This window comes from Youngiibacter fragilis 232.1, assembly GCF_000495435.3.
Taxonomy (GTDB): domain Bacteria; phylum Bacillota; class Clostridia; order Clostridiales; family Clostridiaceae; genus Youngiibacter; species Youngiibacter fragilis.
The window spans coordinates 17,759-42,143 of the sequence record NZ_AXUN02000223.1; the positions used below are offsets into that span (position 1 = coordinate 17,759).

Below are 24,385 nucleotides of genomic sequence, written 5' to 3' on the forward strand. Positions count from 1 at the left end.
CTTACTCCAAAAGTCCTTCGAATTCAGGAAATGGAGCTATGCTCCTTGCAAGTATACCGTTCATGTAAGCTATTGAAATCCCGTAGTTGGTAATGGGAACACCTTCTCCCTTAGCGTAGCAGAGCCTTGACTGAATCTCCCTTTCGTTCAGCATGCAGCCTCCGCAGTGGATAACCATCCTGTACTCTGAAAGGTCCCTACTGAAGCCGGTTCCGCTCGTGAACTCAAACTCCACTGCCTTCCCAGTGTACTTCAAGATCCACTTCGGCAGCTTGACAGTACCAATGTCATCACATTGCCTGTGGTGTGTGCAGCCCTCGGAAACCAGCACCTTGTCTCCATCAGAGAGTGAATCGAGGATTTTCGCAGCCTTTATCGCCTCTGACAGGCTGCCCTTGTAGCGGGCGAAGAGAATGGAGAAGCTTGTCAGTGGAATATCCTCGGAGATCTCCTTTTTCACCTTTTCAAAAACCTGGCTGTCTGTGACCACAAGCCTTGGTTTCACTGACAGTGAGCGAAGTGTCCTTTCGATTCCGTCCTCCTTGATGACCATTGCGCAGGCACCGGCTTCAAGTATGTCCCTTATGACCTGCTGCTGCGGCAGGATCAGCCTTCCCTTCGGAGCTGCTGAATCAATTGGAACTATAAGCAGCACTACGTCACCCGGCAGGATAAGGTCAGCCACAAGCTTCCTTTCGCCCGTGCCCTGAGGAACCATCCTTGCAAGCATTTCCTTCAGTTCATTTATGTTTTCCATGTTTTCGGCGCTGACAGATATCGAAGGGCAGTCATCTTCCGGCTTTGACACCTTACATCCAAGGTCACTCTTGTTGTATACCGTTATGAATGGTATCTTCTTTTCCTTGAGCACTGCTGTGATCTCTTCATCGAAAACATTCTTGCCTTCTGTTGAATCCACTACCAGCACAGCTATGTCGGTCTTCCCCAATACCTGATATCCCTTTTCAACCCTCTGCCTTCCAAGATTCCCGGTATCATCAAGGCCGGGAGTGTCAATTATCACAACCGGGCCTAACGGGAGGAGTTCCATGGACTTGTATACTGGGTCTGTGGTGGTTCCGAGGACCTCGGATACTATTGCAAGGTCCTGTCCCGTTATGGCGTTGATCAGGCTTGATTTCCCGGAATTCCTCCTCCCGAATATCCCTATATGCACCCTTTCAGAGCTTGGCGTGTTATTAAGTCCCATTTCTTCTCCTCCTAGAACCTGAAGTCCCTTGATCCGTTTCCTATAGCAATGAGGTTTTCTCGTGCCTTTCCAAGCACCTTCATGTTTGTTATCCTGCCAAGTTCTCTCTCGATCATGGCTTCACCTGCCTCCCGAGTCTCCAGGGAAGCATAGTCGATAAGGTACTCCTTCAATGTCATAAGGGCATTTGGCTGGCAGCAGTTCTGGATCTGGCCGCTCTTAAGGAGCATCATGAACCTGTCTCCGGTCCTTCCTTCCCTGTAGCACGCTGTGCAGAAGCTTGGAATATGGCCCTTGTCAATAAGCCATTTCACTATCTCATCAAGTGTCCTTGTGTCGCTGACCTCGAACTGCTCTGACTTTTCATCTTCAGGCTCAGGAAGGATATACCCTCCAACGCTGGTCCTCGAACCTCCGCTTATCTGGGACACTCCGAGTTCAAGCACCCTTTCCCTGCAGGCCTGGCTTTCCCTCGTTGATACTATCATGCCAGTGTAGGGCACCGCTATCCTTATAACTGAGACAAGCTTTGCGAATACATCATCATCTATGCCGTTGCTGAAGGAATCAGCGTCAATGTCGTCCGCGTTCCTTATCCTCGGTACGCTTATGGTATGGGGACCGACTCCAAACGCAGCCTCAAGGTGCTCAGCATGCATAATGAGGCCAGCAAGCTCGTATCTGTACAGTTCAAGGCCGAACAGCACGCCCAGCCCCACATCATCTATGCCTCCCTGCATCGCCCTGTCCATGGCTTCGGTATGATACCTGTAGTTATGCTTCGGACCTGTCGGGTGGAGCCTTTCGTAGCTTTCCTTATGATACGTCTCCTGGAAGAGGATATACGTTCCTATGCCTGCATCAGACAGCCTCCTGTAGTTATCGACTGAAGTTGCTGCGATGTTTATGTTGACCCTTCTTATGGCACCATTCTTATGTTTTACTCCATATATTGTCCTGATGCTCTCAAGCACATACTCTATGGGGCTGTTTATCGGGTCTTCACCAGTCTCCAGCACCAGCCTCTTGTGGCCCATGTCCTGCAGGGCTGTTACCTCACGGATGATATCCTCCTGGGAAAGCTTCTTCCTTGCGATGTTCCTGTTCTCAAGGTGATAGGGGCAGTACACACAGCCGTTTACGCAGTAGTTGGACAGGTACAGCGGCGCAAACATCACTATCCTGTTCCCGTAGAAGTCCTGCTTTATGGATCTGGCCAGCTCTGCAATTTCCCTGTTCCTGTCCTCAAGGGTGCAGTCCAGGAGCACAAGGGCTTCCCTGTGGGATATTCCCTTCCTGAGCCTTGCCTTCTTTATTATGCTGTCCACTACCTCTTCGTTGTCCTTGTTCTCCTCGGCATACCTCAGTGTCTCAAGGATCTCGTCATGGGAAATGAACTCCTCGGCTTTCATTGATTTTACATCATACATGCTGCATTTCTCCCTTCCTGGTCTCTTCATGTGATACAGCGGTTCTTTTAACAGAAGTCCCTATATGGTCCCCGCGGTCAACTACAACCCGGAATCCTGTCTCATTCATGCTTTTCCTCAGGCTGCTGAGGCTTTCAGCCGCTTCACTGCCCGTGAAAGCTTTATTGTCATACAGGAGGTACTTCTTCCTGACATCCATTGGGGAGAGGTTAGGCATAACAACGTTCGCCCCATGGAGCATGCCTTTCTCCCTTCCATTCTGGTCGAGTGTGCCAAGTGCCGTGGTTGCCGGTATGAGGGCCTTCGGCAGCATCAGCCTGGTCAGTGCGAGCATGAAGAGCGTCAGGTCCACATTTCCTGGCTTCTCATTCCCTAAAAGTGTCTCGTGATGCGGTATGAACGGACCGATTCCCACCATCTCAGGATCAAGGGATTTCATGAACAGCATGTCCTTGGCGAGGCACTCTGCGGTCTGCCATGGAGATCCGACCATGAAGCCAGTGCCTACCTGAAATCCTATGTCCTTCAGGTCGCAGAGACATCTCTTCCTCTCCTTCAGCGTCTGCACGGCTGGATGGAGCCTTGAATAATGTTCCTCATCAGCAGTTTCGTGCCTGAGGAGATACCTGTCCGCACCGGCCTCAAAAAGCTTCTCGTAGCTTTCCCTTGAACGTTCCCCTAGTGAAAGTGTGACAGCACAGTCAGGATGACTATCCTTGATCCGCCTTATCATGTCAGTAAGCATTCCATCGCTGTAGTGAGGATCCTCCCCGCCCTGTATTACGAATGTCCTGAATCCCAATTGGTAGCCATTCTCACAGCATGACAGCACCTGGTCGGCATCAAGCCTGTATCTTTCTGCCGACTTCACGGCACTCCCGATTCCGCAGTAATGGCAGCCGCACCTGCAGTAGCTGGTAAGCTCAACAAGGCCCCGGATATACACCTTGTTCCCATAGTGCATCTTCCTGACAGTCCTTGCCCTCTCACCGGCATACTCAAGGTCTTCCCTGTCAAAGGTTCCTATGAGCCTTGCGAACTCATCCATTTCAAGCGACTGCTCCATTTCCAGCTTCCTGATGAGCATGATGTTTGATTCCATAACTGATCCCCCTCAATCACTGATTTCCATAAGTTCAATGCTTCCGGATTAAGGCGCGGAAAATAAAAAAACCGCGCACAAAGGCGCGGTGAATAAACCCGTTTACTTGCGCCTTCCCCCTAGGATGTCCCTTGGGGTGAGTACTTCATATGTCTTCCGATTCGAAGGAAGGGCTGACCTTGCTTCTCATCCGCTTAATCATAGCACAAGTATTGTTAATTTTATATCAATTTTAAAAATTTAATAAATTTTTATCAAACTCAGGAGATTACCCTCGAAAGTGCAATCAGCACTCCAAGCTTTCCGTGGTCGAAGGTCAGTCCGCCCTGAAGGTAAGCGATATATGGCTCCCTTATCGGCGCATCGCAGGAAAGCTCGATTGATGCTCCCTGGACAAAAGCACCTGCAGCCATTATTACCTGGTCCTCGTAGCCCGGCATGTCCCATGGCTCGCAGACGGCAGATGAGTCGATTGGCGCTCCGAACTGGATGCCCTTCACGAATTCGATCATCTTGTCCTTTACACCGAACCTTATCGCCTGGATTATGTCAGTCCTCTTGTCTTCCGCCTTCGGCAGAACTACGAAGCCTGCAAGCTCCAGAAGCTTTGCTGCGTAAACGGATGTCTTCACTGCCTCCATTGTGGTATGGGGAGCAAGGAAGAGACCCTGGTAGAAGCTTCTCATGACTCCGAAGGTCGAACCTGCTTCACCGCCGATTCCAGGAAGGGTAAGCCTGAAGGATGCCTTTTCAACAAGGTCCTTTCTTCCGGCCACATATCCTCCGGTCTGTGCTATACCGCCACCAATATTCTTTATGAGAGATCCCGCAACAAGGTCAGCGCCAACCTCAATTGGCTCCTTCTCCTCTACGAACTCACCATAGCAGTTGTCCACGAAGACCACGACATCTTCCCTTGCTGACCTAACCTGCCTTATGACTTCCTCTATTTCAGCTATGTTCATGGACTTTCTCCAGCCGTAGCCGGTGCTTCTCTGGATGTGTACCATCTTTACCGAAGGATCCTTCTGAAGGATATCAAGCACTGCTTCAACGTCAACCTTGTCTTCCTTAAGAGGAACTTCGACGTAGCCTACTCCATAATCCTTAAGAGACCCTGTGTCTTCATCCCCGGCCAGGCCGATTATGCTGTGCAGGGTGTCATAGGGTCTGCCGCATACTGAAACCATGGTATCTCCCGGCCTCAGGACCCCGTAGAGTGCAGCCGCGATGGCGTGTGTCCCGCTTACGAAATGTGGCCTCACAAGAGCTGCCTCCGCCTTGAACACCTTCGCATATAGGACATCCAGCGTATCCCTTCCGACATCCCCATACCCGTAGCCTGTGGAATTAGTGAAATGGTAATCGCTTATCCTTTCATCCTGGAATGCCTTCAGGACCTTGAACTGGTTGTACTCCCTGATTCCGTCATAGTACTCGAACATCCCCTCGACTTCCTTGAGAGCTTTCCTGTGGAGCAAAAGTACCTTTTCGCTTATGCCATATTCCTTCAGAAGGAATTTTTCTGTAATTTCATTCATGTTAGTTACCTCAATCCATAATTTGTACAATACAACAGTCTAACACAGGTCCCGGCTCAAGGCAAAGGAAAATGCCTACATTGCAAAGGACCGGTTTCCCGGTCCTCTCTTTCTACTGTTCACTTTCAGGGACGACCTCTTCAGGAACCTGAGGGTTGTTGAAGAGTATCGGCTTCTGAGGAGTGATGGTAGTTATCGAATGCTTGTACACGAGCATCTGCTTTCCTTCACTGTCAAGCACCACGGTGAAATTGTCGAAGCCCTTTACCGTGCCCCTGAGCTGGAATCCATTTACAAGATGTATGATGACCTGCATCCTCTGCTTACGCGCCCCATTGAGGAAAATATCCTGTAGATTGTTTGTAGACTTGTTCATCCCCTCACCCCTCTTTATTGAATATGCCCATTATTCCGGGCAGTCAAAGTATCTCAATTTGTATATCCTTTATTATATAACATGTAGATTTAGCTTTCCATGCTTTTGATGATATTTAGGATCTCTTCGGTACTCATTTCATCCCTGTTGATCTCTACAGCGATGCTCTTCCTCCTAAACCAGGTAAGCTGCCTTTTGGCATAGTTCCTGGAATGCCTTTGAATCTCCTCAACCATCCCTTCATAGGTCTTCTTTCCGTCAAGATAGTCAAGGACCTCCTTGTAGCCGATTCCCTGCATGCTCTGATGCTCCCTTGTGAGGCCCCTTTCCTTCAGCATCCTGACCTCTTCCAGAAGACCATCACTCAACATCTTGAGGACCCTTTTGTCGATGGCCTCATACAGGTCTTCCCTTTTACGGTTAAGGTAGTAGTACCTGACCTCATACTTCGGATTGAGGATCCCCTCGTCAGCGAATGAACTGAACGGCCTGCCGGTCATATGATGTACTTCAAGGGCCCTTATCACCCGCTTCAGGTTGTTAGGATGTATCCTTTCAGCCGCTGTAGGATCCACTTCCACAAGAAGCCTGTGGACATCTTCCTTTCCGCCAGCAGCTGCAAGCTCTTCCATTCTGCTCCTGAACTGAGGGTCTCCCGAGCCTTCAGCGAATGACATGTCAGTTATGACGCTGTCGATATAAAGCCCGGTGCCGCCTGCCATTATAGGGACCTTCCCCCTTGCTATGATGTCATCTATGGCCTTTTCAGCCATGGCCTTGTATTCAGAGACAGTGAAGGGCGTCTCCGGGTCTATGATGTCGACCATATGGTGAGGAATTCCCTGCATTTCCTCATATGTTGCCTTGGCGGAGCCGATATCCATCAGCCTGTAGACCTGCATGGAGTCGCAGGATACGATCTCTCCATCAAGGAGCTTGGCAAGCCTTATTGATATTTCAGTCTTCCCGACTCCTGTAGGTCCGGCTATCACTATAAGACCCGGCTTCATACGATCCTCCTGAATGCCTTCTCGAAATCCTTCTCGGTGTACTTGATCATCGTAGGCCTTCCATGGGGGCACGTGAACGGTTCGTCTATATGCCTGAGCTCTTCTATGAGATGTTCCATCTCCCTGATAACAAGCGGCTCATAGGCCTTTACAGACGCCTTGCAGGCTGCGGTCGCTATCCTCATCCGCCTTATTTCCTCTCTGGTTCCTTTCCCTAGGTTCCTTATGTTGTCCAGAATGTCGGTAAGGTAGGACATGTTGGAGACCTCACCAAGAAAATAAGGTACTTCCCTCACTGATATCGCCCTGTCACCGAAATCCTCCACAAGGAAACCAGCTTCTGTAAGGGCCTGCCTGTTCTCATTCATCAGGCTGTAGTCCTCAAGGCTCAATTCAAGTACTGCAGGCACAAGCAGGGGCTGTGAGGCTACTGACCCGGCTGAAAGGTCCCTCATGTACTTTTCAAAGTTTATCTTCTCATGTGCGGCATGCTGGTCAAACACATACAGCTCGTCATGTATCTCGGCAAGTATGTATGTGCTCCTGAACTGACCTATGATCCTTGGCATCGGGAACTTTGCCTCCCTCATTGGAACTGCCTCTTCTGCCACAAATGAGCTTGCAGGTCTCGCTTCCAGTGCTGAAGACGCTTGTTCAGGCCTGCTCACTTCGTCATTGTGATCGGATGCATCCGTCCACTGCCTTCCAGAATCAGGTAAGGATCTAGCTGTGACATCCACCGGCATGTCGATATATACAGGCCTTACAGGCAAGTCCGCTGAAATCTGCTCATGGCTTTCCTCCTGCCTGACCTCCGGTTCGACATCAAAGGTCCTCTTGAGTCCTTCTGCCATGGTCTTGTGGATGGTATCGAACACCACCTTGAATATGTGCCTGTCATCCTCAAACTTTATCTCCGCCTTCTGAGGATGGATGTTCACGTCGATTATCTCCGGAAGTATATCTATGTTTAATATGAGGAACGGGAACCTGCTTACAGTGGCGAAGGCCCTGAATGCATTCTCTGCAGCAACTGTAATCGTCCTTGACTGCACAAGTCTCCTGTTTACGAATATGCTCTGCTGGCTCCTGTTTCCCCTGGATATCTCCTCGTTCCCGACAAAGCCGCTTATCCTGAGGGAGTCGAATTCCTCGTGGAATGGGAATGTGTTTTCCTGGATTTTCTTCGTGTAGACCTGCCTTATGACATCCTTCTGGTCTCCGGTGCCATAGGTCTTGAGAAGTGTCTTCCCGTCGGAGACCAGGCTGAAGCTGATCTCTGGGTAGGCTATTGCTATCTTTGAAAGTATCTCACCGATGGTCCCAGCTTCCTTTGACCTGGTCTTGAGGAACTTCTTCCTTGCAGGAACGTTATAGAACAGGTCCCTGACCTCGATAAGAGTACCCCTGTCCATAGGCGAGTACTTCTCATACTTGAGGTCGCCGCCTTCTATGTATACCTCCCTGCCGTCCGAGCCCTCCGTCCTTGACCTCATAAGGACTTTGGATACCGAGCTTATGCTTGACAGGGCCTCACCCCTGAAGCCCATGGTCCTTATCCTGAAGAGGTCATCCGCGGTCATGATCTTGCTCGTGGCATGGGGCATGAAGGCCTTCAGCATGTCATCAGGCTCGATGCCCTCACCTTTGTCCAGTACCCTTATGAGTTCTTCTCCGCCGCCCTGGATCTCTACGTGTATCTCCTTCGAGCCTGCATCGATTGAATTCTCCACCAGTTCCTTGACAACTGAGGATGGTCTTTCAACCACCTCTCCAGCCGCTATCTTGTTGAATGTGTCCTTGTCCAGGACATTAATCCTTGCCATTTAATTCAATTCCTTCGCATCATTGTTCAATTCGTACAGCGCGTTCATGGCCTCAATGGGCGTCATTGACATGACGTCAAGTGTCTTTATCCTTTCAAACAGGGCTTCGCGGCCTATGTCCACGAACCCGATCTGAAGCGGGTCCTCCTTGACCTTCTGGGCTCTTGCGGGCTTCTTACCCTTCTTCTCAAGGTCCTTAAGGATATCCTTTGCCCTTGTAAGTATTTCCCTTGGTATGCCTGCAAGCTTCGCAACCTCTATTCCATAGGACTCATCAGCACCTCCAGGGACTATCTTCCTGAGGAAGGCTATGGTCGTACCAACCTCCCTGACAAGTACGGAATAGTTCCTTATTCCCTCAAGCTCACCTTCAAGGGCAACAAGCTCATGATAGTGGGTGGCAAACAGGGATTTGCTTCCCCTTATGTGCTTAAGTATGTACTCTATTACCGCCCATGCGATGCTTAGACCGTCGTAGGTGCTGGTACCCCTGCCTACCTCATCGAGGATGATAAGCGACCTTGATGTAGCATTCTTCAGGATCTCCGAAACCTCGCTCATCTCGACCATGAAGGTGGATTTGCCTCCTGCAAGGTCATCCGAGGCTCCGATCCTCGTAAATATCCTGTCGCATATTGATAGAGATGCCTTCTTCGCCGGAACGAAGGAGCCGATCTGGGCCATCAGCACAATAAGTGCGCTCTGCCTCATGAAGGTAGATTTTCCTGACATGTTGGGGCCTGTTATTATGAGGAACCTCTCACTGGAGCTGTCCATGACCAGGTCGTTGGATACGAAGGCTCCCTTTTCCATCATCTTCTCAACTACAGGATGTCTTCCTTCCGTTATGTTGACCTTACCGTCTATGCTGAATAAGGGCTTCACATAACCATTGTCCCTTGCGACCTTTGCGAGGCACTGGTAACAGTCCAGGTCCGCAATGCATCTGCTGGTTGACTTAAGCCTCTCTATCTCTCCCTCGATCCTGTCCCGTATGCCCGTGAACAGACCGTATTCAAGCTCTGAGAGCTTTTCCTCCGCTCCCAGTATCTTGTCCTCCATCACCTTGAGTTCCTCTGTGATGTACCTCTCTGCGTTGCTTAAGGTCTGCTTCCTTATATATCTCCCTTCGGGAATGCTTGAGAAGTTGGCCCTGCTTATTTCGATATAGTACCCGAATACCTTATTGAAGCCTATCTTGAGCGACCTGATACCTGTGAATTCCCTTTCCTTTGCTTCAAGCTCAGCGATCCATCTCTTGCCGTTCAGCCTGATGTCCCTCAGTTCATCTACTTCTGCGCTGTAGCCGTTCTTTATTATCCCGCCGTCCTTCGAGGTCATGGGTGCATCCTCTGAAATGGATGAATCAAGGAGGTCCCATATGTCCGAGAGGGTGTCCATTTTCCTGTTCAACCTTGAAAGCTCACCGTAATCAAGGCTCTTCAGAACTTCCTTCACAGCAGGCAGCCTTCCGAGTGAATTCTTGAGTGTCAGCAGTTCCTTGGGATTTACAGACTTTAGGGCTACCTTTGACACTATCCTCTCGATGTCGTATACACCCTTCAAAGCCTCCCTGAGGTCTTCCAGCATGTCAAGGCTGCCATAGAGTGCTTCGACAGCTTCAAGCCTCCTGTCGATGAGCTCGCGGCTGATGAGCGGCTGCTCTACCCATCTCCTCAGGTTTCTCCCTCCCATGGCTGTCGCAGTGTCGTCGAGAACCCAAAGGAGACTTCCTATCTTGCCCTTATCAACTATGTTCTCAGTAAGCTCAAGGTTCCTCTTCGTATTTGGATCCATGGCCATTGAATCCGACGACGAATAGACCTCCAGATGGGTGAGGTTCGTCAGTGCGGTCTTCTGTGTTTCCTCGAGGTATCCGAGAAGGATGCTGCAGGAGGATGCAATAAGTGAGTTTATACCTCCTGAAACGCTCTTGAACCTTCCCTCAAGAAGCAGCTCGGACTCATCAGGAATTCTTCTTGCATTCGTGAGCAGTGAATATCTGCTGTAAATATATTCTGCAAGCTCATCAGATGAGGCGACAGCCTCCTTCGGAGAGAACTTCCCGATTTCAGCATCAAGCATCTCGGCTTCCGCCTTGATTATTGTTGAGTAAAATTCACCTGTGGAGATATCGCAGAATGAAAGCCCATAATTGCCGCCTTCCTTGAAAACCCCCATTATGTAGTTGTTCCTCTCCTCTGATACGAATGTCTCGTCAAGGAAAGTCCCGGGAGTTATGACCCTTATGACATCCCTTCTGACTATACCCTTTGCAAGCTTCGGGTCCTCCACCTGCTCGCATATGGCTACCTTGTATCCTTTGGTAACAAGTCTTCCTATATAGTTCCTTGCCGAATGGTATGGTATCCCACACATTGGAGCCCTGTCCTCAAGGCCGCAATCCCTTCCTGTAAGCACCAGCTCAAGCTCTTTGGATGCAAGTTCCGCATCCTCGAAGAACATCTCATAGAAGTCTCCAAGCCTGTAGAACAGTATGGTATCCCTGTACTTTTCCTTTATTTCAAAATATTGCTGCATCATCGGTGTAAGTGCCATTTCAGACCTCCAAACGTTAACTACCTTATAGTATACCAAATACGTGTTCTACATTGTACCTTATAATTATTGAAGAATGCTCCTTCTTACCTCCCCAGGAGATACACTCCACGGTTTTACACAATTTGCAGAAAAGATGAAGAAAGTCCGAGATGAGAAACATGCCGTACATCATTTTGATTAATATTCCCATAGGATGACCTGTCTTGAACACATGCATGCTGAAGACCTTGAGAAGAGCACAAGGTTACTCTCTGAACCGGGATTCAAAAGGGAGGACCGCTTCAGCGACAGAAGCTCTGCTGTGGTCGTCATAGATGAATCAGCTTCAAAAAGACGGTTACAGAGGATTTCTTCCGGGGCTTCACGAATAAGCATCTGAGACCATCATTGTACTTGAGGTCCCTGACAGGGAGACCGTAGAACGCATTTTCGGCAAAGCGCTTTACCTTGGGACAGGAAGCCCGCCTCAGAATCCGGTCCAAAGAGCATTGCAGCCGCCATCTGAAATCAGATGCCGGCTGTTTTTTTCCCTATACCACTCTGTCTCCATTCATGCTGAAGGTACCCACCTTTGAAATCCTCACTTTGACGAGGTTTCCAATTAGTTCCTCTTCTCCCTTGAAATTCACTGTCTTGCCAGTCCTTGTCCTGCCCTGGAGGACCTCAGGGTCGTACTTGCTCTGACCCTCGACAAGCACCTCGCATATGTTTCCGAGGCAGGCTGAATTCCTCTCCAGTGACTTCCTGTTAACTGCCTCGACAAGCCTGTTGAACCTCTCATGCTTGACCTTGTCCGGCACCTGTTCAGTCATCCTGTCAGCAGGAGTATGTTTCCTTCTTGAATATATGAATGTGTAGGCTGTATCGTAGCCTACTGTTTCAACGACATCCAGGGTGCCGAGAAAATCTTCTTCGGTTTCGCCGGGAAAGCCCACAATGATATCTGTGCTTATCGCTACACCAGGCACTCTTTCCTTTAGCTTTCGAACGGTTTCCAGGTATCCTTCCTTCGAATAACCGCGGTTCATGGACTTAAGAAGAGTGTCGGATCCACTCTGCACAGGAAGGTGGACCTGTTCCACTACCTTGCTGCAGTCCCTTACGGCCTCGATGACATCATCGGTCAGGTCTTTAGGATGGTTTGTCATGAACCTGATCCTCTCAAGCCCATCGACCTCATTGACCAACCTGAGTAGTCCTGCAAAATTGATGTCCTGCTCAAGGTTAACGCCATATGAGTTTACGTTCTGGCCAAGAAGCGTTATCTCCCTGTACCCCTTAGATACCAGGTCCCTTACCTCAGCCAGTATGTCTTCAGGCTTTCTTGACCTTTCCCTGCCCCTGACATACGGTACTATGCAGTAGGTGCAGAAGTTGTTGCAGCCGTACATTATTGTGACGTAAGCTGTCACAGTGGATTCCCTTGTTATTGGCATGCCCTCGACTATGTCCGTTTCCTTTTCGAATATTTCCTTGACCTGGACGCCTTCGGTCCTGGCCCTCTCCAGATATTCCGGGAACTTATAGGCATTGTGGGTGCCAAAGACTATGTCCACGTGCCTGTATTTCTTTAGTATCTCCTCAGACATTCCCTTCTGCTGCATCATGCAGCCGCAGACGGCTATGATTAGCTCAGGATTGTCTCTCTTCAGCTTCTTCAGCGCACCAAGGTTTCCGTAGACCTTCAGCTCAGCATTTTCCCTGACAGCGCAGGTGTTGAATATTATGACATTTGCCTGGTCCTTGAACAGTGTCTTCTCATAGCCTATGTTTGCGAGCATTCCGCTTAATTTTTCAGAATCCTCCTCATTCATCTGGCAGCCCCAGGTCTCTATGTAGTATCTCTTTGACAAGATCATCTTCCTCTCAAACAATTTATTATTGAATCTTCACATTACAATATAATACCACATATTATGATTGAAGTGCCAAAAACCCTCCTCTGACAGGATACTGACCCGCTTGAAGAAATACTGCACATTAAGGTCAAATGCTGTCAATTGTGCTATCATTAGACCAGAAGAATACGAAATTCAAGAGAAGATTCAATTAGACTCTGCAAAGTCTTGAAATTTAGTACGGAAAAGTAGTATCATGAAATACGATTATCATCAAAGGGGTAAATTTATGAAGCTTTCGAACAGGATATCAAAAATGCAGTTCTCGCCAATCAGGAAGCTCGCTCCCTATGCCGCCAAGGCAAGGGAAGACGGGAAACGGGTCCTGGGGCTCAATATAGGACAGCCGGACATCGAAACACCGGCAGCTTTCTTTGACACGCTCAAGAATTACGAGGAGAAGGTCCTCGCTTATTCGGACTCGAGGGGACAGAGGGTTCTGCTCGATGCATTCACAGATTATTACGCAAAGCTCGGCTATGACTTCAAGGACGAGAACATGGTCGTAACGAACGGCGGGTCTGAAGCCCTGCTCTTCTCCCTCATGGCTATATGCGATCCTGAGGATGAAGTCCTTGTGCCTGAACCGTTCTACACAAACTATTCATCCTTCACCGAGATGGCAGGCTGCAAGGTGACCTCCTTCAAGACCTACAAGGAAGATGGTTTCCATTTGCCTTCAAAGTCGGAGATAGAAGCCAGTATCACTCCGAATACAAAAGCCATACTCTACTCAAGCCCTTCGAATCCTACAGGAACAGTCTATACAAAGGCTGAAATAGAGCTATTGAGGGACCTTGCCATCGAGCACGACCTCTTCCTCATTACTGATGAGGTATACAGGGAGCTTGTTTATGACGACCTAACGGTCTACAGCCCTCTCGCCTACAAGGAGATAGAGGACAGGGTGGTACTCACCGATTCCATAAGCAAGAGGTTCAGCGCGTGCGGGGCAAGGATCGGCCTTGTTGCATCGAAGAACACGGCACTCATCAATGAGATCATGAAGCTCACACAGGCGAGGCTCTGCGCACCGACTGTCGAACAGGTCGCTGCAGCTGCCCTCTACAGGACGCCTGAATCCTTCTTCGAGAAGACCAGGGCGGAGTACCAGCACAGAAGGGACATCCTTTTCGAAGGGCTTTCGAGCATCCCGGGCGTGTTCATGAGAAAGCCTGAGGGAGCATTCTATATCATCGCGAAGTTCCCCGTGAAGTCCTCTGAGCATTTCTGCCAGTGGATACTTGAGTCCTATGACCTGAACGGTGTCACTGTGATGATGGCACCAGCAGGTGGGTTCTACAATACTCCGGGACTTGGCGAGGATGAGGTAAGGATCTCCTACTGCATCAAGGCTGAAGACCTGAAGATCGCTGTTGAGGTGCTAAGGAGCGCCCTTATAGAATATTCAAGACTTTTCTAGAGCAACAAAGCCTGCATTCACCTGAACCCCTGGTTCAGCTGAATGCAGGCTTCAATATTCCTTGAAGTACCATTTCACCTTTTTTTCGACTATCTCGAAGCCGGTGGTCTGGTAAAGATTCACTGCAGGTATGTTTCCTGCATTGACATCAAGGTAGATTTCCTTATATCCCATCGCTTTGCCTTGTTCAAGTATCCAGATGAGAAAATCCCTTGAAAGCCCCTTGCCCCTCATCTCCGGTACGACTCCGAAATTCACAAGCACCTTCCTTGACCCGCTCTTCATTATCTGACCGTATCCCGCTATCCTGCCATACTTGATTAGGAACCAGCTTGCATCAGGTATGTATGTCCTTTTGGCCATCTCAATCAGTATGTCTGCCCTTCCAAGGGGAATCCTGTACCTGTCCTCGAATATCAGGTTCTGTACCTTCACCCTGTCATCAATATCCTCAACGCGGTACTGCCTGACCTCAGGGACGGTGCCCATGGAAGGAAGACCTGCAGTATCTATCTTCATGGAGAGTGACATCTCATCAAGGTAGAAGCCCATCTCTTCAAGCAGCTGCCTGTTCTCCGGGCTTTCTGAAGCATTGTACCTGAATCTTCCGGTGTCAGAAAGAGAAGCGCTCCTCATGACTGCCGGGATTATCTCCTGCAGACTGCTGCCTTTCATTGCCGGTCCCAGGGCTTTAAGCGGGACCATTGTCCTGATAGTGGACGAATAACTCCTGAAATCACACCAAAGGAACATAACCTGTACTCCGTCGATCCATATCACCCTGGACGAGGACCTCATCTGGTGCCTGACTATCATGCTTGAATTCCTGTATATGCTTAAAAAATCCTCATTGAACTTGTTGAAGCTCCTATAGCCCTCAAGCTCTCCTTCCAGTTCTTCAATGTCCTTCTTTGTCACATGTTCGGCAACAGCCATAGCATCCTCCTGCTACTTTCGTACTTAATAGCTATACTGTCATTATAACTCAAATTATCCTTTCATGGACCTGACTTAATGATTTTTGAGCCTTATATCCTGCTGAAGGATCTCCTTTGATGAAACAAGCCCCGGCTTTTTGCCGGGGCTTGTGCGATATTACTCTATTGCCTTGAGGCTAAGGGAGACCTTCTTGTTGGCCTCGCTTGAATCAAGGATCTTGACCTTTACAGTCTCACCGATTGTAAGTACCTCTGAAGGTGACTCTACTCTCTTGTGGCTGAGCTGTGAAATATGGGCAAGTCCATCCACACCTGGCTCGAGCTCTATGAACGCTCCGAAGTCCGTGAACCTTACTACCTTACCGAGGGTTATGCTTCCCGCAGGATACTTCTCCTCGATGTTGGTCCATGGATTTTCAGCAAGAGCCTTGAGGCTGAGAGACAGTCTCTTCTTCTCCTTGTCCAGGGATATGATCTTGACCTTTACAGAGTCTCCGATCTTAAGTACGTCACTTGGCTTTCCTACCTTTCCAAATGAAATTTCGGAAACGTGAAGAAGTCCATCAACTCCGTTTACATTGACAAATGCGCCGAAGTCAGTAAGTCTCTCGACTCTTCCTTCGATGACCTGCCCTTCTTCGAAGTTTTCCCATGCTGAACTCTCGATTACTTCCTTCTCAGCCTGGAGCTTCTTTCTTCTTGAAGCAACAATCCTTGTGGTGCCTCTTCTTTCTTCAATCTCGATGACACTGACTTCCATGTCCTGACCCTGGTATACGTTAAGGTCCTTTACTGTGTTGAGCTCAACATGGGATGCAGGTATGAATACCCTCTGGCCCATATAGAATCCTACAAGTCCGCCCTTTACCGCTTCCTTGATCTTTACTGTCAGGGTCTCGTTTGTTTCGAAGGCCTTCCTTATATCAACAAGGGCTTCCTCTCTCTGGACTTCAACCATGGAAAGTATGAAGAAGCTGTCATTCTCCTGAGGCCTTCTTATTACCTTGGCCTCGATCTCCTGTCCTACCTGAAGAACTTCAGCCAGGCTGTCGCTGCTTCCTGCACTTGCTTCCTCGAGAGCAATCTTACCATCATGACTTGCTCCTACCAGCGCTACAATAGCTTCCTTCTCATCCAGCTGGATGACCTTGCCCTTTATAATCTGTCCGATCCTTACAGGCTTCTCATAAAGGTCCATTAGGTCCTGCATGGACATCTCCGACTCATTTTTCTCGATGTTGTTGTTTTCTTCCATCATAATAATCCGACTGCCTCCTTAATTATCCATTCGGGTGTGGATGCACCTGCGGTAACCCCTACTCGAACCGCACCTTCAAATTTGCTTATCATAGCTGCAAGCTCCTTTGCGTTCTCGACCATATAGGTCTCCTCACAGTTAGCCTTGCAGAGTTCGTAGAGTTTTTTAGTGTTGGAGCTTGATTTCCCGCCAATCACTATCATCGCATCGACTTCCTTCGAGAGCTCTTCAGCCGACTTCTGGCGTTCTTCAGTAGCCTTGCAGATGGTGTTGAAAGCCACGAACTCCTTGGATGTCTTAGCAATGTTCATGATAAGGTTCAACCAGTTCCTTTGCTTCTCAGTGGTCTGGGAAACGACACAAACCTTTCTTTTCAAAGGAATGTCCACTTCTCCCGTTGGTGTGATGTAAGCTGTGTTGTCACACCAGCCATTGATACCTACCACCTCCGGATGATTACCATCTCCAAGGATTATTATCTGGTAACCCTTGTCATGATACTCACTGACCTTTCTCTGAATGTTTATAACATAAGGGCATGTAAGGTCGATTATCTCGACTCCCATTGCCTTAAGTCCGTCATGGACTGCCCTGGTCACCCCATGGGTCCTGATGATGACAGTGTCATCCTTGTCAAGTTTTCCTATCTCAGCTTCAGTGATCACATTCACGCCTGAATCTTCCAGCCTGTCTGTGACATCCTTGTTGTGGATAAGCGGCCCCAGGGTGAAGGTCCTGCCTTTGAACTTCCTGACTGTAAAGGCCTCCTTCACGGCTCTGTCAACTCCGAAGCAGAAGCCGGAGTATTCAGCCCTGATGATCTCCCTCATTTGCTCACTCCCGGAAAGAGAAATTTGCAACGCTATACGTATATAGTTTAATATTTCCTCATGGAAAAATAAAGTGAGTTATTTAAAAATTCATAATAAACCCATTTTTCTACATAAGTTGGCCTGCACTAAGACATTATACTATATTTTCAAAATATAATCCAACAAAATAATAGGTTCTGCCATACCTGCAAGGCTTTACGCGTTGCTGCCGGCCAGATATCCGGTTGAAAAGGCGATCTGCAGGTTGAATCCACCTGTCAGCGCATCCACATCAATCATCTCGCCTGCAAAGTAGAGATTCTCCACCTTCTTCGACTTCATGGTTGAAGGTTCGATCTCCCTTGTGTCCACACCGCCTCGTGTAATTATCGCTTCATTAAGTGACTTAGTACCTGTTACAGTGACTGTGAGTCCCTTCAGGAGGTCCACAAGGGTTCTCCTTTCGTCCTTCGTGACGCTATGCACCTTCTTTGCTGGATCAATTCCAGAAAGAGCGACAATAACAGGTATCAGCTTTGATGGAAGCAGCTCATCAAGTGAATTCCTGAAATCCCTGTTGATGTTCTTTGAGAAATCCCTGAGTATCCTTGCATCTAGCTCATTCTTGTCGAGAGCAGGCTTCAGGTCAATGATCCCCCTCGCCTTGCCTCCATGGTAGTAGGCTGAGGATGATAGGACTATAGGACCGCTTATCCCGAAATGTGTGAAAAGCAGCTCTCCGAAATCCTCATACAGGACCTTCCTGTCATCTCTTAATGTGAACCTCACATTCCTCAGCGAGAGTCCCTGAAGGTCCTTGACAAAGGGCTCACTGCATACAAAAGGTATCAGCGACGGCTTGAGCGGCGAAATGCTGTGCCCGAGCTTCTCGATGAGACCAAGGACCATGCCGTCCGATCCGGTTCCGAAGTATGATGCTCCGCCTGTAGCGAAAACGAAGGAGTCTCCGGAAATCCTTCCCCTGCTCGTCTCAAGTGCAACTATCCTGCCTCCATCAGCCTCTATGCCCTCAACCTTCGTTGACAGCATCATCCTGACCCCTGAAGCCTCAAGCTGCCGCTTGAGAACGTCTATGACATCAGATGACTTGTCCGATTCGGGAAACACCCTGTCTCCCCGTTCAATCTTCAATTTCAAGCCGCGCTTGATGAAAAAATCCATGATATCCATATTCGTGAATGTATACAGTGCCGAATACAGGAATTCCCTGTTTCTCGGTATGTTCTCAAAAAACTCACCAATATCCTTGCTGCTGGTAAGGTTGCATCTGCCCTTGCCGGTAATGAACAGCTTCTTGCCTATGCCAGGGTTCCTGTCAACCAGGGTCACCCTGTTATTCCTGTCCTCAGCTGCCCTTATTGCAGCCATGATGCCTGAAGGCCCGGCACCCACAACTATTATCTCCTTCACCAGATCACGTCCAATCCTCTGTATTCATCCATTTTTTCACTTGTCTTCAATAACCATTCTATACTTTATGACATGTTTTTTACAGTCCTATTTCAGCCGTTCATCCAGTATGGGAATTTTGCCTTTGGACCTGATAAGGTTCAACAAGTGTTTTCAGAACAGATGAAAATAAAGTTCTCTGCGAATTAACGTATTCGTCATACACTTCAGACCAGGATGTCATATAATGAATTGTATGCAACCGTATTTTACTTGAATGGACGAGGTATCAAATGAACATGACGAATGACAACATAATCATATCAGAAGAAGAGAATATTACCAAAAGCTTCACCCACTGGAAAAGGAATACGGCAGTATTCCTTGCAGGACAGTCCCTGTCCCTGTTCGGATCCTCCCTTGTGCAATATGCGATAACCTGGTACATAACGCTTACGACAGATTCAGGGTTCATGCTTACCCTTTCAATGCTCTTCGGATTCCTTCCACAGCTTGTAGTATCTGTTTTTGCAGGTGTATGGGCTGACCGGCATGACAGGAAGAAGCTTATAATACTGTCTGACCTTGCAATAGCGTCGTCGACCTTCATCCTTGCCCTGATGTTCATGTCAGGGATGAGGAGCCTTGAGGCTATTTTCGCCGTATCCTTCATACGCTCAATAGGAGCCGGGATACAGACACCTTCTGTAAGTGCGATACTACCTCAGCTGGTGCCCAGGCACAAGCTGATGAGGGTCAACGGGCTCAATTCGTCGCTGCAGTCTGCCACTATGATAGCATCTCCGGCGCTGAGTGCCCTGCTTCTGACCTACTCGTCAATGGACAGGATATTCTTCATAGACGTGGCAACCGCCATGACCGCGATCCTTCTTCTCATGTCGCTCAAGATTCCTGCGTATGCAAGGACGACAAGGCCAGATACCGGATACCTTGATGAGCTCAAGCTTGGAATGAGCTATGCGTTACACAACAAATTCATAATAACGCTGATCTTCTCCCAGCTTGCCATCACGTTCCTGGTGGCACCTCTTGCGATGCTAACCCCTCTCCTTGTCGCAAGGAGCTATGGGGAGGAATACTGGAGGCTGACGGTGAACGAGATCTCCTTCTTCGGCGGTACTATCCTCGGAGGCATCGCGATTGGATACTGGAAAGGCTTCACCAACAGGATAGATACCCTCGGTGCATCAATCTTCACAATGGGTGTTCTCACTGTAGGGATGGGACTTACAAGGGTATTCCCGGTATATATCGGGCTGATGCTTCTTGTGGGTATCCTCATGCCGTTCTTCAATGTGCCCATTTACTCGCTGCTTCAGGAAAATGTCCCTGAGGATAAGCTGGGAAGGGTTTTCAGCCTGATAAGCGCATCCTCTGTAATGATGCCACTTGGAATGCTGCTGTTCGGTCCTCTTGCCGAGGTCATCCGAATTGAGCAAATTCTCGTAGTCTGCGGAATCCTCATGGCACTGCAGTCATTGTTCGTGATAAGGAGCAGGAGCCTCAAGGACTACGAGACCCAGGAGTTCTGACCGGACCACATGCTAAAGGACTGCCCATTGACGGGCAGTCCTTTTCATATACTTTAATATTCTCCCTGAGCCGCCATCGCCTTGGCAACCTTGTCAAAGCCTGCTATGTTTGCCCCTGCAACCAGATTGTAGCCGAATCCGTATGCTTCAGCCGCATCCTTCGCGTTCTTGTGGATGTTGGACATTATCTGGTGGAGCTTCTGGTCAACCTCCTCCAAAGTCCATGTAAGCCTCATGCTGTTCTGGGCCATTTCAAGGGCTGAAACTGATACTCCGCCTGCATTGGCAGCCTTTGAAGGCCCTATTATGACCTTGTTCTCCTGCATGTACTTCACGGCCTCATTGGTGCATGGCATGTTTGCAGCCTCGCATACGTACTTTATTCCATTGTCTACAATCTTCTTCGCATGTTCAAGATGGATGTCGTTCTGGGTTGCGCAAGGCATTATGATGTCTACCTTTCTTCCCCATGGTTTCTCTCCTGGGAAGAACTCAGCGCCGAACCTGTCAGCGTAATCCTCTACCTTGTCCCTTCCTGAGTTCCTCATCTCTACGAGATAGTTGAACTTTTCCTCGGTATTTACTCCGTCAGCGTCATAGACATAGCCGTCAGGACCAGAAAGGGTCACTACCTTTGCCCCCATCTCAGTCGCCTTCCGGCATACGCCCCAGGTTACGTTTCCGAAGCCTGATGCAGCTATCGTCTTCCCTTCAATCGTATCGTTCTCGTGCTTCAGTATCTCGTTGCAGAAGTAGACCACTCCGAAGCCTGTCGCTTCAGGTCTTATAAGTGATCCGCCGTACTGCAGCCCCTTGCCTGTGAACGCACCATTCTCGAATGCACCCTTGATCCTCCTGTAGTAGCCGAAGAGATATCCTATCTCCCTCGCTCCGACACCGATGTCACCAGCCGGAACATCTACATCAGGTCCGATATGCCTGTACAACTCAGTCATGAATGCCTGGCAGAATCTCATGACCTCCTCATCTGACCTTCCTCTCGGGTCGAAGTCAGATCCGCCCTTTCCTCCTCCTATTGCTAGCCCTGAGAGTGAATTCTTCAGAGTCTGCTCGAATCCGAGGAACTTCATCACTGAAAGGTTTACCGATGGCTGGAACCTCAAGCCGCCCTTATAGGGTCCTATGGCTCCATTGAACTGGACCCTGTACCCTCTGTTGACATGAACTTCTCCTTCATCGTCCATCCATGAAACCTTGAACATTATCTGTCTTTCCGGCTCCACGAACCTCCCGAGAAGGTTCATCCTGATGTATTCAGGATGCATTGCAAGTACCGGCTCCAGGTTCGGGAGAACCTCCTCCACAGCCTGTATGAATTCAGGCTCACCTGAACTTTTCTGCTTTACGTCTTCAATTACCTTTTCAATGTACTCCTTAGGACCTAGTAATGCCTTTGCCATTCTCACTACCCCCAAATCAATGTATCGATTGAACACACAATATCCTTAATTCCATTTTACTCTTTTTGATGAAGGATATGAATATCATGGATAACTTTGTCACCTTACCATATAAACCTTTACATCATTAATTATTGCATAAATTATTGAGAATTTCACTCGTGAAATCGAATCCAAACCCGCTAATTTTGACTATTCGTCAATTGTAGATATCATACCTCTTCCAGATGTCTTCAAGTGTGTTGAAGGTTTCAGCAACGTGGTCCTTCTTCTTCAGGCCGACTGCGATGATAAGCGCATTGATCACACTCATCGGTGCCACAAGGGAATCGACAAAGGAAGCCATGTTGCTCTGTGCTATGAGGCTGAGGTCCGCCCTGGCTGCAAGGGGTGAAAGCAGGCTGTCAGTAATTACGCAGATCTTGGTACCCCTCTCCTTGGCAAAATCAAGGACCTCTATGGTCTTGTTGGAGTACCTGGGGAATCCTATTCCTATGATAAGGTCCTCGTCGCTGATCTTCAGCATCTGCTCGAAGATGTCGCTTATGCCGTGATTAAGTGACTTTACGTTTTCAAGGATCAGGTTCAGGTAGAACGCGAAGAAGTCAGCAAGCGTGCTTGAACTCCTCAGGCCGATTATGTATATGTTCCTGGCGCTGAATATCGATTCCACGAAGGAATCAAAGGTTTTCTGGTTGATCTTCTCAAGTGTCGCCCTTATATTCTCCATGTCAGCCTTGAGTACGCCCTTCAGTGCATTCTCAGAGCTTACGAGGTCCTTTGTTATCTCAAGCCTCTGAACTGTGGTGAGCTTCACCTTTACCAGGTCCTGCAGGGATTTCTGCAGCTCAGGATATCCTTCATAGCCCAGCTCATTCGCGAACCTGACAACTGTGGATTCACTGACCCCTACATTTGAGCCAAGCTTCGACGCCGTCATGAAAGCCGCCCTGTCATAATGCTTGAGTATGAATTCTGCAATGAGCTTCTGTCCCTTGCTCAGCTTGGGGAATCTTCCCTGTATGTTGCGCATCAGGTCGTCTCTGTTGCCTTCCATAAAATACCACCTTCCAAACTTATAAGGCCTATAGACCTTCCTTGATTCAATTCTACTACAAATCGGCTTCATTTGAATTTATATTTTGCATTTCCTGCAACCTATTTTTTGCAGGAAGACCATATTCCTGCATCAAGATTCTGAAATATGAATCCTGATTTTACATGCAGACAATAATCGATTCACCATAATATTTATTATGTAATATTGAATCCGTTTAAAAAGGCCAGTCCGGCCTTTTCCCTATCTATTCATTTTCCACATTCTTGAGGACGGGAGTAACTTCACCCCTCATTTCCTTAAGGCTCGAAAATCCGAATTGCATAAGGAATTCGTCAGTTGTCCCATAAAGCCTTGGTCTTCCAGGTGCATCCTTTCTTCCGACTTCCTTGATGAGTTCCTTTTCCATCAGCTTCTGCAGAACATATTCACTGCTGACTCCCCTTATCTCATCAATCTCAACCCTTGTCACAGGCTGCTTGAACGCTATTACCGAGAGGCTCTCCAGAGCACCCTTTGAAAGGCTCTGACGCTCGTTGACACCAAGAAGCTGCCTCAGGTAGGGAGCATTTTCTTCACATGTACCAAGCTGATACCTGTCTTCTATCAGCATCAGCTTCAATCCTCTGCCTTCCTGTGCCAGGGAAGACCTGTAGCCTTCAGCTACCTGTTCCAGGATATCAGCTGAAATCCCCATTATCCTTTCAAGGTCAGAACCTTTGACAGCCTCCCCCGATGCGAAGAGCAGGCTTTCCAGGATGCCCTCAAGCTTCTTCAAGTCATGGCCCAATGTCATTTCCGTCTGTATTGTGGTCTCCATCCGCGTCTCCCTTCGCTACTATGATCTCCGTAAAAATATCATCCTGTGACAGTGTCACCTTTCTTCCTCTTGCAAGTTCCAATACTGCAAGGAAAATGACAATTGCTTCGTATTTTGAGTTGGACCTTTCAAGCATGTCGAACAGCTTCAGAGGTTTCCCTTTTATGATCACCCTCTCCAGCTCCTCCATCTTATCCTCAATCCTGTAGCTTTCAGCCTCTATGCTTTTTGTCATTGTCGACTCTTTGTTGATCTTGGCCTTCTTCCTGTCCATCAGGTCCGCATAGGTCTTGTGCAGTTTCTCCATGGTGAGTCCCTTCAGGAGCTCTGATACAGGAACCTCCTCCGCTTCGATGGTCTCAGGCATCTTGGTGAAGATCCAGATGTCGCGGCCGAACCTTTCAGAGAGCTTTTCTGCAATAAGCTTGAACGCCTCGTATTCCTCGATCCTCAGCACCAGCTTCTCCTTGATGTCATCCTCATCCTCGGGCTCTGCGTTTCTCGGAAGCAGCTCCCTTGACTTGATCTCTATGAGTGTAGCTGCAATCACCAGGAATTCCGAAGCGATTTCCATGTCCAGCTCGTTCATCTCATTGAGATAGGCTATGTATTGTGATGTTATCTCAGAGATCCTGACATCCCTGATCTGCATCTTGTTAGCCTTGATAAGATGCAGCAGGAGGTCGAACGGTCCTTCGAAATTTGTTATGTTGAGCCTTAGTTCAGACATCGGCAGCT

The 24,385-nt window shown here is 48.5% G+C and carries 18 protein-coding genes and 1 pseudogene; 3 read left to right on the top strand and 16 right to left on the bottom strand.

What is annotated here, in order from left to right; all coding sequences use genetic code 11:
- Window position 1: 1 nt before the first annotated feature.
- The 8 genes from hydF to mutS all read right to left on the bottom strand — a co-directional run bounded on the left by hydF (window position 2) and on the right by mutS (window position 11,054).
- Window positions 2-1,210 carry a [FeFe] hydrogenase H-cluster maturation GTPase HydF gene (gene hydF, locus T472_RS17645; RefSeq protein WP_023387895.1) on the bottom strand — a complete coding sequence of 403 codons (1,209 nt, stop codon included), beginning with the start codon at window positions 1,208-1,210 and terminating at the stop codon, window positions 2-4.
- 11 nt (window positions 1,211-1,221) lie between these two features.
- Window positions 1,222-2,640: a [FeFe] hydrogenase H-cluster radical SAM maturase HydG gene (gene hydG / locus T472_RS17650; protein WP_023387896.1), complete on the bottom strand. Its 1,419-nt coding sequence runs from the start codon at window positions 2,638-2,640 to the stop codon at window positions 1,222-1,224.
- Window positions 2,633-3,742 carry a [FeFe] hydrogenase H-cluster radical SAM maturase HydE gene (gene hydE, locus T472_RS17655; RefSeq protein ID WP_023387897.1) on the bottom strand — a complete coding sequence of 370 codons (1,110 nt, stop codon included), beginning with the start codon at window positions 3,740-3,742 and terminating at the stop codon, window positions 2,633-2,635. Before hydE ends, hydG begins: the two co-directional genes overlap by 8 nt.
- Window positions 3,743-4,002: 260 nt before the next feature.
- Window positions 4,003-5,283, bottom strand: a complete 1,281-nt coding sequence (locus tag T472_RS17660) for a methionine gamma-lyase family protein (RefSeq protein WP_023387898.1) — start codon at window positions 5,281-5,283, stop codon at window positions 4,003-4,005.
- Between the two features lie 112 nt (window positions 5,284-5,395).
- Window positions 5,396-5,659 carry an RNA chaperone Hfq gene (gene hfq, locus T472_RS17665; RefSeq protein ID WP_023387899.1) on the bottom strand — a complete coding sequence of 88 codons (264 nt, stop codon included), beginning with the start codon at window positions 5,657-5,659 and terminating at the stop codon, window positions 5,396-5,398.
- 89 nt (window positions 5,660-5,748) lie between these two features.
- Window positions 5,749-6,669, bottom strand: coding sequence for a tRNA (adenosine(37)-N6)-dimethylallyltransferase MiaA (miaA, locus tag T472_RS17670; RefSeq protein ID WP_023387900.1), 921 nt, complete (start codon window positions 6,667-6,669; stop codon window positions 5,749-5,751).
- On the bottom strand, window positions 6,666-8,495 hold the full coding sequence (gene mutL / locus T472_RS17675; protein WP_023387901.1) for a DNA mismatch repair endonuclease MutL: 1,830 nt from the start codon (window positions 8,493-8,495) through the stop codon (window positions 6,666-6,668). The genes miaA and mutL overlap by 4 nt, the downstream gene beginning before the upstream one ends.
- Window positions 8,496-11,054, bottom strand: a complete 2,559-nt coding sequence (gene mutS / locus T472_RS17680) for a DNA mismatch repair protein MutS (RefSeq protein ID WP_023387902.1) — start codon at window positions 11,052-11,054, stop codon at window positions 8,496-8,498.
- Window positions 11,055-11,250: 196 nt separating this feature from the next.
- Here mutS and T472_RS20160 point away from each other — a divergent pair, with 196 nt between their 5' ends.
- Entirely contained in the window at window positions 11,251-11,436 is a 186-nt protein-coding gene (locus T472_RS20160) for a VOC family protein (protein ID WP_207643991.1), read from the top strand.
- Window positions 11,437-11,587: 151 nt separating this feature from the next.
- Here the strand turns inward: T472_RS20160 and miaB are convergent, their stop codons facing one another.
- Window positions 11,588-12,916, bottom strand: coding sequence for a tRNA (N6-isopentenyl adenosine(37)-C2)-methylthiotransferase MiaB (gene miaB / locus T472_RS17685; protein ID WP_040908135.1), 1,329 nt, complete (start codon window positions 12,914-12,916; stop codon window positions 11,588-11,590).
- A gap of 268 nt (window positions 12,917-13,184) precedes the next feature.
- On the opposite strand from miaB, the gene T472_RS17690 reads away from it, so the two are divergent.
- Complete coding sequence (locus T472_RS17690) at window positions 13,185-14,378, top strand: pyridoxal phosphate-dependent aminotransferase (RefSeq protein WP_023387905.1); 1,194 nt, start codon at window positions 13,185-13,187, stop codon at window positions 14,376-14,378.
- A gap of 51 nt (window positions 14,379-14,429) precedes the next feature.
- Here T472_RS17690 and T472_RS17695 read toward each other — a convergent pair whose 3' ends face one another.
- From T472_RS17695 to T472_RS17710, 3 genes and pseudogenes are all read right to left on the bottom strand, one after another.
- Window positions 14,430-15,314 carry a GNAT family N-acetyltransferase gene (locus T472_RS17695; protein WP_023863760.1) on the bottom strand — a complete coding sequence of 295 codons (885 nt, stop codon included), beginning with the start codon at window positions 15,312-15,314 and terminating at the stop codon, window positions 14,430-14,432.
- A 159-nt stretch (window positions 15,315-15,473) separates the two neighbouring features.
- A pseudogene (locus T472_RS19975) lies at window positions 15,474-17,404 on the bottom strand (bifunctional 4-hydroxy-3-methylbut-2-enyl diphosphate reductase/30S ribosomal protein S1).
- A gap of 198 nt (window positions 17,405-17,602) precedes the next feature.
- On the bottom strand, window positions 17,603-18,817 hold the full coding sequence (locus tag T472_RS17710) for a BaiN/RdsA family NAD(P)/FAD-dependent oxidoreductase (RefSeq protein WP_023388307.1): 1,215 nt from the start codon (window positions 18,815-18,817) through the stop codon (window positions 17,603-17,605).
- 272 nt (window positions 18,818-19,089) lie between these two features.
- Between T472_RS17710 and T472_RS17715 the strand changes: the two genes are divergently transcribed.
- Window positions 19,090-20,349: an MFS transporter gene (locus tag T472_RS17715; protein WP_023388306.1), complete on the top strand. Its 1,260-nt coding sequence runs from the start codon at window positions 19,090-19,092 to the stop codon at window positions 20,347-20,349.
- A 53-nt stretch (window positions 20,350-20,402) separates the two neighbouring features.
- On the opposite strand, the gene gdhA is transcribed toward T472_RS17715, so the two are convergent.
- The 4 genes from gdhA to T472_RS17735 all read right to left on the bottom strand — a co-directional run bounded on the left by gdhA (window position 20,403) and on the right by T472_RS17735 (window position 24,377).
- Window positions 20,403-21,770, bottom strand: coding sequence for an NADP-specific glutamate dehydrogenase (gdhA, locus tag T472_RS17720; protein WP_023388305.1), 1,368 nt, complete (start codon window positions 21,768-21,770; stop codon window positions 20,403-20,405).
- A gap of 199 nt (window positions 21,771-21,969) precedes the next feature.
- Window positions 21,970-22,827, bottom strand: coding sequence for a MurR/RpiR family transcriptional regulator (locus T472_RS17725; protein WP_023388304.1), 858 nt, complete (start codon window positions 22,825-22,827; stop codon window positions 21,970-21,972).
- Between the two features lie 247 nt (window positions 22,828-23,074).
- Entirely contained in the window at window positions 23,075-23,647 is a 573-nt protein-coding gene (gene scpB / locus T472_RS17730) for an SMC-Scp complex subunit ScpB (protein WP_023388303.1), read from the bottom strand.
- Window positions 23,607-24,377 carry a segregation and condensation protein A gene (locus T472_RS17735; protein WP_023388302.1) on the bottom strand — a complete coding sequence of 257 codons (771 nt, stop codon included), beginning with the start codon at window positions 24,375-24,377 and terminating at the stop codon, window positions 23,607-23,609. Before T472_RS17735 ends, scpB begins: the two co-directional genes overlap by 41 nt.
- Window positions 24,378-24,385 lie beyond the last annotated feature (8 nt).

Bases quoted from the DNA above. Each gene is read 5' to 3' on its own strand.
- hydF (WP_023387895.1), bottom strand. From the start codon at position 1,210: ATGGGACTTAATAACACGCCAAGCTCTGAAAGGGTGCATATAGGGATA.
- hydG (WP_023387896.1), bottom strand. From the start codon at position 2,640: ATGTATGATGTAAAATCAATGAAAGCCGAGGAGTTCATTTCCCATGAC.
- hydE (WP_023387897.1), bottom strand. From the start codon at position 3,742: ATGGAATCAAACATCATGCTCATCAGGAAGCTGGAAATGGAGCAGTCG.
- T472_RS17660 (WP_023387898.1), bottom strand. From the start codon at position 5,283: ATGAATGAAATTACAGAAAAATTCCTTCTGAAGGAATATGGCATAAGC.
- hfq (WP_023387899.1), bottom strand. From the start codon at position 5,659: ATGAACAAGTCTACAAACAATCTACAGGATATTTTCCTCAATGGGGCG.
- miaA (WP_023387900.1), bottom strand. From the start codon at position 6,669: ATGAAGCCGGGTCTTATAGTGATAGCCGGACCTACAGGAGTCGGGAAG.
- mutL (WP_023387901.1), bottom strand. From the start codon at position 8,495: ATGGCAAGGATTAATGTCCTGGACAAGGACACATTCAACAAGATAGCG.
- mutS (WP_023387902.1), bottom strand. From the start codon at position 11,054: ATGGCACTTACACCGATGATGCAGCAATATTTTGAAATAAAGGAAAAG.
- T472_RS20160 (WP_207643991.1), top strand. From the start codon at position 11,251: ATGACCTGTCTTGAACACATGCATGCTGAAGACCTTGAGAAGAGCACA.
- miaB (WP_040908135.1), bottom strand. From the start codon at position 12,916: ATGATCTTGTCAAAGAGATACTACATAGAGACCTGGGGCTGCCAGATG.
- T472_RS17690 (WP_023387905.1), top strand. From the start codon at position 13,185: ATGAAGCTTTCGAACAGGATATCAAAAATGCAGTTCTCGCCAATCAGG.
- T472_RS17695 (WP_023863760.1), bottom strand. From the start codon at position 15,314: ATGGCTGTTGCCGAACATGTGACAAAGAAGGACATTGAAGAACTGGAA.
- T472_RS17715 (WP_023388306.1), top strand. From the start codon at position 19,090: ATGAACATGACGAATGACAACATAATCATATCAGAAGAAGAGAATATT.
- gdhA (WP_023388305.1), bottom strand. From the start codon at position 21,770: ATGGCAAAGGCATTACTAGGTCCTAAGGAGTACATTGAAAAGGTAATT.
- T472_RS17725 (WP_023388304.1), bottom strand. From the start codon at position 22,827: ATGGAAGGCAACAGAGACGACCTGATGCGCAACATACAGGGAAGATTC.
- scpB (WP_023388303.1), bottom strand. From the start codon at position 23,647: ATGGAGACCACAATACAGACGGAAATGACATTGGGCCATGACTTGAAG.
- T472_RS17735 (WP_023388302.1), bottom strand. From the start codon at position 24,377: ATGTCTGAACTAAGGCTCAACATAACAAATTTCGAAGGACCGTTCGAC.